Raw genomic sequence first — 12,274 nt, 5'->3', positions numbered from 1 at the left:
TGCAGCAAAATGGCCGGGTTATCGCGCCTGGCCGCCGTTCTCATCCCATCCTAGTTAGAAACGGCAAACGTCTGACATCCCGCCCGCGGATCCGGTTTTTGGTCACGTCGGGATGTTAGGAGCGTCAGACGTTTGACAGTTTCCCTGCCTGGTTCGCAAGGGTCATAAACTCCTTGAACCGATATGCATCGCATGGTGCGGGATCATGTTGTATGGGCGAGCGCGTCGCCGCACTCATAGTCTGGGCCTGGCTTGGACTCCCTGAGTGGGTGATGTACCCGAAATACGACTTCCGCAGCCACTCTGAACCTCACTTGGGTTCAGGATGCCGACCCAACGGCCGAGGCGGGGACCCCTCAAAAAGGCGGTGGTTTAACAGACCACCGCCTTTTTTCTTGCCGTGCGCTGCCGCGTCGCGCGTGCAGCGCGTGTCGCCAACGCCCGCACCCCCGACTGCCATGAGCCGCGCCGAGAACAGCCGCACAGAAAAAGCGCCCGCACGTGCCCGCCAGTACTGGCTGATGAAGTCCGAACCGGACGAGGCCAGCATCGATACCCTAGCGAAAGACGGGACATTGCCGTGGACCGGCGTGCGCAATTACCAGGCACGAAACTTCATGCGCGACGTCATGCGCATCGGCGACGGCGTGCTGTTCTATCACTCCTCCTGTCCCGAACCGGGCATTGCGGGGCTTGCCGAGGTCTGCTCGCAACCCTACCCCGACCCGACCCAGTTCGATCCGAAGAGCCACTATTACGACGCCGCATCGAAGCCGGACGAACCGCGCTGGCAGCTCGTCGACGTCAAGTACGTGCGCAAGAGCGCGCTGATTCCGCTGTCCGAACTGCGCGCGCACGAAGAACTGGCCGACATGGTCGTCCTGCGGCGCGGCAACCGGCTGTCTATCACGCCGGTCACGGCGGCTGAATGGCGTTTCATCACCACGCGGCTGATGGGCTGACCGTCAGGGCCACGGCCGCCCCGACGGCCTTCGCATCCATAACGACAACCACAAGCGACGCGACGCTTCCTGTTCCATGAGCCTTGCCCTGATTCCCGCCCTGCTTGCGCTGGGCGCCTTTACCGGCTTCTGTGCCGGCCTGCTCGGCGTGGGCGGCGGCATGATGATGGTGCCCTTCCTCACGCTGCTGTTCACGAGTCTCGGCTTTTCCGGCGAAGCGATCGTCCATATGGCCATCGCCACGTCGATGGGCACAATCCTTTTCACGTCACTGTCATCGGTGCGCGCCCACCACAAGCGCGGTGCGGTGCGCTGGCCGATCGTGCTTTCGCTGGCGCCGGGGATCCTGCTCGGCGGCATGATCGGCGGCGGCAAGGTGTTCGCGGCACTCAAGACGAGTTGGTTGTCGCTCGCGTTCGCCTGCTTCGTCGGTTTTTCCGCACTGCAGATGCTGCGCAGCCGGAAGCCCGCGCCGAGCCGGCAATTGCCGGGCGTGCCGGGCATGGTGGGCGCGGGGTCAGCGATCGGGTTCCTTTCCAGCCTGGTCGGCGCCGGCGGCGCCTTCGTCTCCGTGCCGTTCATGACCTGGTGCAACGTGCCGATCCACAACGCCGTGGCTACATCGGCGGCTCTGGGCTTTCCGATCGCGGTCGCCAGCGTGGTCGGCTACATCTGGAGCGGATGGCAGCAGCCGGGCCTGCCGGCCGGATCGCTTGGCTATATCTACCTGCCTGCGCTGGTCGCCATTGCGGTGGCCAGCGTGCTGACAGCGCCGCTGGGCGCGCGCACCGCGCACCGGATGGACGTGGGCCAGCTCAGGAAAGCGTTTGCGGTGTTGCTGCTCTGCCTGGCGAGCTACATGATGTGGAAGGCCTGGAACGCCTTCTGAAGCCGCCCACACACGGGGCTGCAATTTCCCGATACACCGACGATGCACCGGCATCCATCGCACCGGGAACGATTGCAGGCAGTTCGCGTCTCATACCCATCACTTTGACCGGGAGAACAAGATGAAACAACTGCTTGCCGCCACCCTGCTTGGCACGTCCGCGCTGGCCGCGTCCGCACAGGGCATGCCAGGCCATGCCGAGGTGCCGTCCGGCGTGCTGGCACTGTCCGCGCAGGCCGTGACCGAAGTGCCGACTGATGTCGTGCACCTGACGCTGGCTGCAGAGCAGGAAGGCGCGGAGCCGGGCGCGATCTCGTCGCAGCTTTCAACCCGCACGCAAGCCGTGATCAACCAGGCCAAGCGTACGCCGGGCGTGCAGGCCGAATCGGGCGGCTTCACGATCCGTCCGACCACCGACCGCAACGGCCGCATCAGCACATGGCGCGGCCGTTCGGAAGTCATCCTGCAATCGCGCGACTTCGCCGCCGTATCAAAGCTGGCTGGCGACCTTGCGAACCAGATGCAGGTGCAGGGCATTGCGTTCTCGCTGTCGCGCGAAGCGCGCCTGGCTGCGGAAGGCAAGCTCACCGAGCAGGCCGTCAGTTCGTTCCGCGACAAGGCGCAGGCCACGTCCAAGCTGTTCGGCTACAGCAGCTATACGATCCGCGAAGTCAATGTGAACGAGAGCGGCGTGGTACCGCCAATGCCGCGCATGTATGGTGCGGCCAAGGCCATGATGTCGGATTCCGCTGCACCGGTGCCCGTCGAGGGCGGCAAGACGCAGGTCACCGTGTCGGTGAATGGGTCGGTGCAAATGCTGAAGTAAGACGAAAACGGCCAGCCGCTCGGGCTGGCCGTCAAGTCGACGTTCAGAGTGCGGCGAACTGCTGCCGCAGCACGTTCTTCTGCACCTTGCCCATCGTGTTGCGCGGCAGCTCTTCCACCACGTGGACGCGCTTGGGCACCTTGAAGTTGGCGATGCGGCCCTTGAGCGTGCCGATCAGCTCGGTCTCATCCAGGTCGACACCTGGCTTCTTCACCACGACCGCCACCACAGCCTCGCCGAAGTCGGCATGCGGCACGCCGATCACCGCGCTTTCCGCCACGCCCGGCATCTCGTCGATAAAGCTCTCGATTTCCTTCGGATACACGTTGTAGCCGCCGGAAATGATCAGGTCCTTGCTGCGGCCGACGATGGTCACGTAGTTGTCAGGCACCGGACGCTCGCCCGCCTGACTGACGATCGCGCCGCCGAAACGGCCCACGTCGCCGGTCTTGAACCAGCCATCCGACGTGAATTCTTCCTTCGTCTTCTCAGGCATGCGCCAGTAGCCCTTGAACACGTTCGGGCCCTTGACCTCGATATTGCCGATCTCGCCGATCGCGCTGGGCTTGCCTTCGCCATCGACCACGCGCACCGACACGCCCGGCAGCGGCACGCCGACCGTGCCACCGATGCGCTCTCCAAGCGCGCTGTCGTACGGATTGGAAACCAGCATCACGGTCTCGCTCATGCCGTAGCGCTCGAGGATCGTGTGGCCCGTGCGCTTGCGGAATTCCTCGAATGTTTCGAGCAGCAGCGGTGCCGAGCCCGACACAAACAGCCGCATGCGGCGGCAGGTGTCGTCGTCAAAGCGCGGCTCCTGCAGCATGCGCACATAGTAAGTCGGCACGCCCATCATCACCGTGGAACGCGGCAGGAATTTGAGCACCTGCGCCATGTCGAGCTTCGGCGCCCAGATCATCTTGGCACCAGCCAGCAGCGCACCGTGCGACGCCACGAACAGGCCGTGCACGTGGAAGATCGGCAGCATGTGCAGCAGCACGTCGTCGCTGCGCCAGCCCCAGTATTCGTGCAGCGTCTGCGCGTTGGCCGACAGGTTGCCATGCGTGAGCATCGCGCCTTTGCTGCGGCCCGTGGTGCCGGAGGTATAGAGGATGGCCGCGAGGTCATCTTCCGTGCGCTGCACGGTCTCGAACGTATCGGGCCGGGCCGCGGCGCGCGACAGCAGCGAGCCCGATCGGTCTTCGTCGAGCGTGAAGACATAGCTGGTGCCGTGGCGGAATGCCACCTTCGACACCCAGGCGAAATTCTTGCTGCTGCAGACGACCACCGACGGCTCGGCATTGCCGATGAAGTAGTCGATCTCCGCTTCCTGGTACGCCGTGTTCAACGGCAGGTAGACATAGCCCGCGCGCAGCGTGGCCAGGTACAGGAACAGCGCTTCGGGCGATTTTTCCACCTGCACGGCCACGCGTGCGCCTTCGGGCAGGCCGAGGCCGGCCAGCAGGTTCGCGAGCTTGGCGGTGGCGCGGTCAAGGTCGTCCCAGCTGTAGTACAGGCCGTCGTGCGTTTCGATGCAGCAGGCGGTACGGTCGGCGGGAAAGCGGGTTTCGAACAGTGCGAACAGATTGGCGTTCATGGTGCGGATGAAGACGGTAGCTTCCGGATCCGGGCTCCGGGCGCGTGTGAGCGATGGACGATTGTAATCGGGAAATCTGGCAACGAAATGCGCTACTTCCCTTCGAATTGCGGCGGCCGGCGCGCAAGGAACGCGGCCACGCCCTCGGCATGGTCTCCGCCTTCGGCATAGGCAAAGTGCGCGTCGAGCTCCTCGGCATTCAGCGGTTGCGGCTGCGGCGAAAGCCGCCGGATCGTGGCCTTGTTGATGCGCGCCGCGGCCGGGGCACCGGCCGTGATGCGGCGCACGGCGGCGTCGACTTCCGCCGCCAGTGCGCCAGCCGGCACAACGCGTGTCAGCAGGCCTTTGTCGCGTGCTTCGGCTGCATCGAAGACACGGCCCTCAAGCAGGATCTCGAGAGCGACGGCGCGACCGGCGAGCGCCAGCAGGCCTTGCAGTTCGCCCGGCGCCATCGGGAAACCGAGCCGGTTGATCGGCACTCCGAAGCGGCTGTTATCCGCAGCGATGCGCAGGTCACAATGGCAGGCGATCTCCAGTCCACCACCGACACATACGCCCTCGATCTTCGCAACGGTCGGGTGCCGGCAATTGGCAATGGCTTGCAGCGCCGGAGCGATGATTTCCATGTGGTAGCGGCGTACCGCAGCCTCATCGCCACGCACCACTGGAAACTCGGCAATGTCGGCGCCAGCGGCAAAATTGCCGTCGGCGCCGCGCACCACCACGCAGCGCAGCGAAGTATCGGCCGACAGCCGCGTAAAGCCGTCGGCCAGCGCCTGCCACATCTGCGCCGATATCGCGTTGAGCTTGCCCGAATGCGACAGCGTGACGGTGGCCGTCGTGCCCTCGACGGCGAAAAGCACAATACCGCTCATCGCTCAGTCGATCCTGGCGCCCGAGAGTTGCACCACTTGCGCCCAGCGCTTGATCTCGTTGCGCTGGAACTGGGCGAACTGCTCCTGCGTGAATTGCGGCGTTTCGGAGCCGTTGCTGATCCAGACCTGCTTGAGCTCCGGCGTGTTCAGCGCCTTCTCGGTCTCGGTGTACAGGCGGTCGACGATGTCCTTGGGCGTCCCCTTCGGCACCCACATCGCGTACCAGGTCGAGACTTCGTAGTTGGGCACGCCGGCTTCCGCGGCAGTCGGCACATTCGGGAACGCGGGCGAACGCTTGGCCGATGCCACGGCCAACGCCTTGATGCGGCCCGCGCGGATATGTTGTGCGGATGAACCGAGCCCGTCGAACATCAGGTCGACCTGTCCGGCAATCAGGTCCGACAACGCCGGCCCTGCGCCCTTATACGGGATATGCGTGATGAACGTCTTGGTCTGCAGCTTGAACAACTCGCCGGCAAGATGGTGCGATGATCCATTGCCTGCCGAGCCATAGTTCAGCTTGCCCGGATTCTTGCGCGCATAGTCGAGCAGTTCCTGCAGCGTATTGGCATGGACGCGCGTGGGGTTCACCACTATGACCTGCGGCGGCTGCGCGATGACCGTGACGGGAACGAAATCCTTCTCGATGTCGTAGTCGAGCTTCTTGTAGAACGACGGCGCAATCGCGTGGTGCGCGCCGCCGATGAAGACCGTGTAGCCATCCGGCGCGGCCTTGGCCGCTACACTGGCACCGACCGTGCCGCCGGCCCCGCCGCGGTTATCAATCACGAATTGCTTGCCCAGCTGCTTCGAAAGTTGCGCGGTCAGCGGACGCGCGAACGCATCGGTGCCGCCGCCTGCGGGGAACGGCACGATCACGGTGACCGGCTTGGACGGCCAGGTATCCGCGAGCGCCGACGGCGCCTGCCATGCCATGCCTGCGGCAATGCCAGCGACGAGGGCGGTGGCGCGCGCGCACGCGGCCAGGCTGAACTGACGACGATTCATCTTCACTGTCTCCTCTTTCTCTCGATGTGGAAAGTTGATCCCGATCCTGCGTTCTCTGTTCTCTGCTTTGTAAAGCCCGACAAAAGCCACCCTTGGAGGTCAAGGGCCAGCGGCGCCAAGACATGTGTTCCGTGACCTGACCCGAGTCACAACAGCTTCCCCACTGCACGGCTGATGCGCGGGTTGCCTTCGCCAAGGCGCGCTAGATTGTCATCCAGCGCCTCGGGCGCGTAAAGGTAATTCACCATCATGCCGCACGATTGTGTGCGGCCTTTTCGCGACATGTCTGCACCCCAGTTCAGCCGTTCCACGCAGGCGCCATTTCCCAGGTGGAAGCGAGCCACGGGGTCGGCGGGCATGGCGTGGCTGCGTTCGCGCACCAGGTAGTGAGCGGCAAGCGCGAGCGCCGTGTCACGCACGATGGCGTCGTGGGAATCTGCGGGCAACGCTTCCAGCCACGCCGCGCCATCGGCCGGCACTTCGCCGTGCCGTTCTTTCCACCGTGCAATGCGCTTCTCGCCAAGCGCGCCGGCCACGCCTGCGGCGTCGAGCTTGCGCAGCCAGTCGGCAAACCCCGGAATCGGCGACAGCGTCGCGAACTGCCTGACCTTTGGAAACTCGCGCTGCAGTTCCTCGATCACGCGCTTGAGCAGAAAGTTGCCGAAGCTCACCCCGCGCAGTCCCGCCTGTGTGTTCGAGATCGAATAGAAGATGGCCCATTTCACGCGGCGCAGGTCTTCCAGCGGCGCAGCCTCGTCGAGCAGCGTCTGCACGTTGGCGGCCATGTCGGGCACGAACGCAACCTCGACGAAGATCAGCGGCTCGCGCGGGATGCGCGGATGGAAGAACGCGTAGCAGCGCCGGTCGGAATCGAGCCGGTTGCGCAGGTCCGTCCACGATGAAATCTCATGCACGGCTTCATAGCGGATCAGCTTCTCGAGCAGCGACGCCGGCGAGTCCCACGTGATGGGCTGCAACTCCAGCAGGCCGACATCGAACCAGTTGGAGAACAGCGCTTCGAGGTCCTCGTCCAGCACGCGCAGGCCCGGAATACGCCGCTGCCAGCGCAGCATGTCCGCACGCAGATGGATCAGGAAATGCAGCCCGCACGCACTGTTGCCGCGCTGGCCGTGCAACGCGGCCAGCCGCTTGAAGAAGCGGATGCGCGCATTCGACAAGGCTTGCGTCAGACCGGAACCGGCGCGTGCGGACTTGCCCGGTTTATCGGCGTCCGCCGCGCCCTCTTCCGGACCCGTGCTGCCGGCCACTTCCGCCAGCACCTCCAGCATCCCGCTGCGCACGGCTTCGTCCGCCGACTCGTACTCCGCCTGCCACGCCTGCGCCGCCGCGTTGGCATTGCTGTCGGTCAGCCGCGCGTCGAGGCACAACCGCAACTGTTCGCGCTGGCGTCGCGCCACGCGCGCGGGCAACAGCGCCGGGTCGGCGTTCTTCGCCGGGACTGGCGCGGCTTCCCCATCGCCCTTGCGGCCCCACCAGCGGCCGATCCGGGACAACAGGTTGGGGCCGGATGGTTCACTCACGCCCAGCGGGGCGCTGATCTTCTGGTCGCCGGAGTCGAGGGAGCTCATGGGGTATCCGCCTTGGTGCGTGATGAAACTGAGGAAACCGTTGAAGCATTCGGGAGCGCGTGCAGCACGGCAGTTCCGGCCTGCGCGCTGCGGTCCAGCGCCGTGAGCGCCACGCGCTGGCGCAGCAGATGGGTCTTCATCAGCGCTTCCGCGCCTTCGGGATCATGCGCCTTGAGTGCCGAAAAAATGCTCAGGTGTTCCGCGCACGATTCGTTGATGCGACCCGGCAGCTTCAGGCTCTTGTGCCGCGACAGCCGCAGCACCTTGCGCAGGTCGCTGATCAGGCCCGACAGCCAGCGGTTGCCGGCCAGCCGCTGGATCGCTTCGTGAATCTGGAAATTGGTTTCGTAGTAGGCGTCGATATCGCCGGCGCCGGCATGCCGCGCCAGCTCGGCGTGCAGCCCTTCAAGCGCTTCGAGGTCCTGCGCCGTGGCATTGCGTGCCGCCTCGTAGGCACAACGGCCCTCGAGCAGCGCCATGAGCGGGAAGATCTCGTCGAGATCGCGCTCGGACAACTCGTTGACGAAGCAGCCACGTCGCGGCTCCAGCCGGACCAGACCTTCGGCGGCGAGCACCTTGAGCGCCTCGCGCAGCGGTGTGCGCGAAATGCCAAGCTGGGTCGCGAGCGTGGTCTCGTCGATCCATGCACCAGGCATGAGGGCGTGCGCGTCGATCATGCTGCGCAAGCGGTTCGCAACTTCAAGGTACAGCGCTTGCTGGATGATCCGCATGAGCCTCCGCCGAAAGCTGGGGTTCAAGGCTTCCGCGCATTGTGCCGTCAAGCCCATAATTCATAATTATGGATAACAATAAGTCACAGGCAAGGCATTTCAATGTTGCAACGCGCAAAGTCAGTGAGCGATAGAGCGATGTGGGCGAACTGCTGAGGGCAGGGATAGAGGTGCGGCGGACGGATGCCCGGCCTCCCTGCCGGCATCCGTCCGCGCCTGAAAGAAACGGCGTGTGGACTATGTCATCGCGGGTCGCTGCCGTGATGGCACCGTCCTGCGTGGGTCATGGACTTCCGGCGCTGACCCTGCGCCCCCCTTTGACGCGCACACTCGCATGTGCACGAATTTTCCCGTCTGCCTTTTTTGTCGTTCCGGCGCCCCTGTCCGTCCCGCAGGTCCTCCCTTGGCCCCGTTCATGGCGGACATCGGCATGGTCCGCTTTCTTGTAACAGCAGAGATAGCGAGTATCGTGCCACGGGCAGTAAGTTATTGTTTTTATTGACGTTGACCATGAGCAACTTGTTACAAGACGCCATCCATGTAACAGAATGTTTCTCGCTTGTTACGACCAATGTCACACTGTCGGCACGTGCAGGTTTTCGATTTCTCTTGAAGACCTTCGCATTTGTGGCGAATTTGCCAGTTTGAACTGTCGTCGTATGTGGAATAAGGCACAATCGGCGCGCGCAAATTGGTTGCACGGATGAAACGACGCGGTACTGCTACCGCCATCCGACCAGGAGTCCAGACGATGCAAACCGGCAACAACAGCGCATTCCCCGCCCCACCTGAAACGCCCGACTTCGGACAGGCGCCTGCAACGCACACCGCCGCACCACAGCCGCTGCAGTTCGCCTTCACCGGCACGGGATCGGAGTATTTCCGCATCTGGATCGTCAATACGGTGCTGACCATCGTCACCTTCGGCATCTATTCCGCCTGGGCCAAGGTCCGCACGCTCCAGTATTTCTATCGCAACACCAGCCTGGATGGTGCGACTTTCGACTACCACGGCAAGCCCGCGGCCATCCTCAAGGGGCGCGCGATCGTATTCGTGCTGGCCCTGGCGTTCCAGATTGCCGGCAAGGTGGCCCCGATGCTTGCAGTCCTGCTTGCGATCGCGCTGGCGGTGGTATTCCCCTTGCTGCTGGTGCGCTCGCTGCGCTTTCGCATGGCGAATTCGAGCTACCGCGGACTGCGCTTCGCGTTCACGGGCAGCGATGCCGAGGCGTACAAGGTGTTCGTACTCTGGCCGCTGCTCACGGTGTTCACGCTCGGCGCGCTCGCGCCACTGGCACACCAGCGCCTGAAGCAGTATCAGCACAACCACACGTGCTTCGGCACCGCGCCGTTTGCGTTCAATGCGGACGTCGCCTCGTTCTATGGTGTGTACCTGCGTACCTTCGCGATGACCGTCGTGGTCGTGGTGGTAGCCGCCGTCGGCGGCATTGCCCTCGGCGTCAGTGCCGGTTCCGGCCGTGGTGCCGCGGTCTTCGCCGGCCTGCTGGGCACGCTCGGCATTTATGTGGCGCTGCTCGCCGTCGGGCCGTATTTCAATGCCGCGCTCCAGAACCTCGTCTGGAACCACACCACGCTGGCCCCGCACAGTTTCCGCAGCGAGGTGAAGGCAAGCCGGCTGTTCTATATTTTCCTGACGAACATGGTCGGTGTCGCGCTCACGCTGGGGCTGTTCCTGCCATTCGCACGGGTCAGGTCCGCACGCTACCGCGTGGAGTGCATGACGCTGATGGCACGCGCCCCGCTCGATGCCTTCGTCGCGGGCCAGGCGGAGAATGTCGGCGCGCTGGGCGATGCCGCCGCGGACTGGTACGACATCGACATCGCGCTCTGAGCCCGCGTTCGTCGCCATGGCCGAAATGACTCACCGATGAAATTGCGCCGATGATTCCTGTCACCTACTTCGACGGCCGCTCGTCGCGGGCGCACCCGGCAACGCTTGCTGTGGATGCGGGCCAGGCCGTACTGCGCGATGCCGATGGCGCCGAACTGCGGCGCGCTTCGCTGTCGTCGCTGCGAGTATCGGAGCGGGTCCGGCGCGCCCCGCGGCTCGTGACGTTCGCGGACGGCGCGTTCTGCCAGGTCAGCGACCACGCCGCATTCGACCGGCTGCTGGCCGATACGGGACATCAGGAAGGCTGGGTGGCCCGGGCGCAGAACAGCTGGCGCATGGCGGGCATGGCCGTGGCCGCACTGGTGGCTGTGCTCGTGCTCGGCTACTACGTGCTGCTGCCGTGGAGCGCGGCCCATATGGCGCGCGCCGTGCCGCCCGCGCTGGAAGCGCAGCTTGGCCGTGCGACACTGGCCAGCCTCGACAACGGTCTGGTCGAACCGACCCGCGTGCCGCCTGCCGAACAGGCACGCATCCGTACGGGCTTCGCGTCGCTGAAGCGGCCAGAGGATCCCGGCCATGACTACCAGATCGTGTTCCGGCGCGGCGGACGCCTGGGCGCCAATGCGCTGGCCTTGCCCGGCGGCACCATCGTTGTGACGGACGAACTCGTGGGGATCGCCGGCACGGGCGCCGGCATGCTGGGCGTGCTCGCCCACGAGGCTGGCCATATCGCGCAGCGCCATGGTCTGCAGCAGGTTATCCAGGCGTCGGCGGTCGGCGCGCTGGCAGCGTATATGTTCGGGGATTTTTCGTCCGTGCTGGCAGGCGTGCCTGCCGCCATGCTGACGCTGCGCTATTCGCGCGAGCACGAACGCGAGGCCGATGCCTATGCGATCGAGATCATGCAGCGCAACCGGCTGCCGCCATCGGCGCTCGCCGATGTGCTGGTCGCGCTCGAGAACCAAAACCGCAGTGGGGACAAGAAAGAAGCCCCACCGCGTGCTCATGAGGAAGAACCCCCGCTGGACGATTTCCTCTCGACGCATCCGCACACGCGCGAACGGATCGAGGCACTGCGCGCCGCAGGCTCCTGACCGCGCGCGGGCGCGCTTTCAGGCGCCCGAATCGGTCACGGGGCGCTCCTCACCGGAACGCGCCTGCCGGCGATAGGCCCACACCACCATCGCGATGCCGATCAGGATCATCGGCAGGCTCAGCCACTGGCCCATCGACAGGTGCATCGCCAGCAGGCCGAGGAAGCTGTCCGGCTCACGCGCGAATTCCGCGGCAAAGCGGAAGCCGCCATAGCCGATCAGGAACACGCCCGACACCGCGCCCATCGGCCGCGGCTTGCGCGCGAACAGCCACAGGATGATGAACAGCGCCACGCCCTCGCCCGCGAACTGGTAGAGCTGCGACGGATGGCGCGGAATATTGTCGCCGGCCTGCGGGAAGATCATGCCCCACGGCAGGTCCGTCGGCCGGCCCCACAGTTCGCCGTTGATGAAGTTGCCGATCCGGCCGGCGGCCAGGCCGCACGGGATCATCGGCGCGATGAAGTCCGTAACCTCGAGCCAGTGGCGCTGGCGGAGCCGCGCGAACAGCCACATAGCGACCAGTACGCCGAGAAAGCCGCCATGGAAGGCCATGCCGCCCTCCCACACCTTGAAGATCTCGAGCGGGTGCGTGAGGTAGTACGACGGCTTGTAGAACAGCACATAGCCGAGCCGGCCGCCCAGTATCACGCCCATCACGCCGAAGAAGAGCATGTCGTCGAGGTCGCGCGCGGCCCAGCCTCGTGCCGCCATATGCGGCTGGCGAATGCGCAGGCGCCCGAACCACAGGAACATGATGAACCCGGCCAGGTACATCAGCCCGTACCAGCGGATGGCAAGCGGGCCGATATGGATGGCGACGGGATCGAATTGGGGATGAATCAGCATGG

General features: G+C 64.9%; 11 protein-coding genes. 5 read left to right on the top strand and 6 right to left on the bottom strand.

The window, feature by feature from the left end; all coding sequences use genetic code 11:
* Positions 1 to 458: 458 nt before the first annotated feature.
* The 3 genes from K2O51_RS15745 (at position 459) to K2O51_RS15735 (ending at position 2,677) form a co-directional block, all read left to right on the top strand.
* Positions 459 to 962 (top strand): EVE domain-containing protein, encoded by a 504-nt coding sequence (locus tag K2O51_RS15745; protein WP_011296838.1) that lies wholly within the window; start codon positions 459 to 461, stop codon positions 960 to 962.
* Positions 963 to 1,038: 76 nt separating this feature from the next.
* Positions 1,039 to 1,851: a sulfite exporter TauE/SafE family protein gene (locus K2O51_RS15740; protein WP_220631328.1), complete on the top strand. Its 813-nt coding sequence runs from the start codon at positions 1,039 to 1,041 to the stop codon at positions 1,849 to 1,851.
* A gap of 121 nt (positions 1,852 to 1,972) precedes the next feature.
* A complete protein-coding gene (locus K2O51_RS15735; RefSeq protein WP_011296836.1) occupies positions 1,973 to 2,677 on the top strand; it encodes an SIMPL domain-containing protein in 705 nt (234 codons plus the stop codon).
* A gap of 43 nt (positions 2,678 to 2,720) precedes the next feature.
* Here K2O51_RS15735 and K2O51_RS15730 read toward each other — a convergent pair whose 3' ends face one another.
* The 5 genes from K2O51_RS15730 to K2O51_RS15710 form a co-directional block, all read right to left on the bottom strand.
* Positions 2,721 to 4,274, bottom strand: coding sequence for a malonate--CoA ligase (locus K2O51_RS15730; protein WP_220631327.1), 1,554 nt, complete (start codon positions 4,272 to 4,274; stop codon positions 2,721 to 2,723).
* A gap of 92 nt (positions 4,275 to 4,366) precedes the next feature.
* Positions 4,367 to 5,149 carry an enoyl-CoA hydratase/isomerase family protein gene (locus tag K2O51_RS15725; protein ID WP_220631326.1) on the bottom strand — a complete coding sequence of 261 codons (783 nt, stop codon included), beginning with the start codon at positions 5,147 to 5,149 and terminating at the stop codon, positions 4,367 to 4,369.
* Positions 5,150 to 5,152: 3 nt separating this feature from the next.
* Positions 5,153 to 6,157: a Bug family tripartite tricarboxylate transporter substrate binding protein gene (locus K2O51_RS15720; protein ID WP_140949600.1), complete on the bottom strand. Its 1,005-nt coding sequence runs from the start codon at positions 6,155 to 6,157 to the stop codon at positions 5,153 to 5,155.
* A 146-nt stretch (positions 6,158 to 6,303) separates the two neighbouring features.
* The gene (locus K2O51_RS15715) at positions 6,304 to 7,746 is read right to left on the bottom strand and encodes a malonyl-CoA decarboxylase domain-containing protein (RefSeq protein WP_220631325.1); all 1,443 of its coding nucleotides are present in this window, start codon (positions 7,744 to 7,746) and stop codon (positions 6,304 to 6,306) included.
* Positions 7,743 to 8,477: a GntR family transcriptional regulator gene (locus tag K2O51_RS15710; RefSeq protein ID WP_220631324.1), complete on the bottom strand. Its 735-nt coding sequence runs from the start codon at positions 8,475 to 8,477 to the stop codon at positions 7,743 to 7,745. Before K2O51_RS15710 ends, K2O51_RS15715 begins: the two co-directional genes overlap by 4 nt.
* Positions 8,478 to 9,228: 751 nt before the next feature.
* On the opposite strand from K2O51_RS15710, the gene K2O51_RS15705 reads away from it, so the two are divergent.
* Both K2O51_RS15705 and K2O51_RS15700 read left to right on the top strand, forming a co-directional pair.
* Positions 9,229 to 10,329: a YjgN family protein gene (locus tag K2O51_RS15705; RefSeq protein ID WP_220631323.1), complete on the top strand. Its 1,101-nt coding sequence runs from the start codon at positions 9,229 to 9,231 to the stop codon at positions 10,327 to 10,329.
* A 50-nt stretch (positions 10,330 to 10,379) separates the two neighbouring features.
* Entirely contained in the window at positions 10,380 to 11,423 is a 1,044-nt protein-coding gene (locus K2O51_RS15700) for a M48 family metallopeptidase (RefSeq protein WP_220631322.1), read from the top strand.
* Positions 11,424 to 11,441: 18 nt separating this feature from the next.
* Here K2O51_RS15700 and lgt read toward each other — a convergent pair whose 3' ends face one another.
* A complete protein-coding gene (gene lgt, locus K2O51_RS15695; protein WP_011296828.1) occupies positions 11,442 to 12,272 on the bottom strand; it encodes a prolipoprotein diacylglyceryl transferase in 831 nt (276 codons plus the stop codon).
* Positions 12,273 to 12,274 lie beyond the last annotated feature (2 nt).

The sequence above is a fragment of the Cupriavidus pinatubonensis genome (assembly GCF_019602855.1).
GTDB lineage: Bacteria > Pseudomonadota > Gammaproteobacteria > Burkholderiales > Burkholderiaceae > Cupriavidus > Cupriavidus pinatubonensis.
This window is presented reverse-complemented; position numbering and strand designations above follow the sequence as displayed.

Coding starts and splice junctions, on each gene's coding strand:
- K2O51_RS15730 (WP_220631327.1), bottom strand. CDS start 4,274: ATGAACGCCAATCTGTTCGCACTGTTCGAAACCCGCTTTCCCGCCGAC.
- K2O51_RS15720 (WP_140949600.1), bottom strand. CDS start 6,157: ATGAATCGTCGTCAGTTCAGCCTGGCCGCGTGCGCGCGCGCCACCGCC.
- K2O51_RS15715 (WP_220631325.1), bottom strand. CDS start 7,746: ATGAGCTCCCTCGACTCCGGCGACCAGAAGATCAGCGCCCCGCTGGGC.
- K2O51_RS15735 (WP_011296836.1), top strand. CDS start 1,973: ATGAAACAACTGCTTGCCGCCACCCTGCTTGGCACGTCCGCGCTGGCC.
- K2O51_RS15705 (WP_220631323.1), top strand. CDS start 9,229: ATGCAAACCGGCAACAACAGCGCATTCCCCGCCCCACCTGAAACGCCC.
- K2O51_RS15700 (WP_220631322.1), top strand. CDS start 10,380: ATGATTCCTGTCACCTACTTCGACGGCCGCTCGTCGCGGGCGCACCCG.
- K2O51_RS15745 (WP_011296838.1), top strand. CDS start 459: ATGAGCCGCGCCGAGAACAGCCGCACAGAAAAAGCGCCCGCACGTGCC.
- K2O51_RS15740 (WP_220631328.1), top strand. CDS start 1,039: ATGAGCCTTGCCCTGATTCCCGCCCTGCTTGCGCTGGGCGCCTTTACC.
- K2O51_RS15725 (WP_220631326.1), bottom strand. CDS start 5,149: ATGAGCGGTATTGTGCTTTTCGCCGTCGAGGGCACGACGGCCACCGTC.
- K2O51_RS15710 (WP_220631324.1), bottom strand. CDS start 8,477: ATGCGGATCATCCAGCAAGCGCTGTACCTTGAAGTTGCGAACCGCTTG.
- lgt (WP_011296828.1), bottom strand. CDS start 12,272: ATGCTGATTCATCCCCAATTCGATCCCGTCGCCATCCATATCGGCCCG.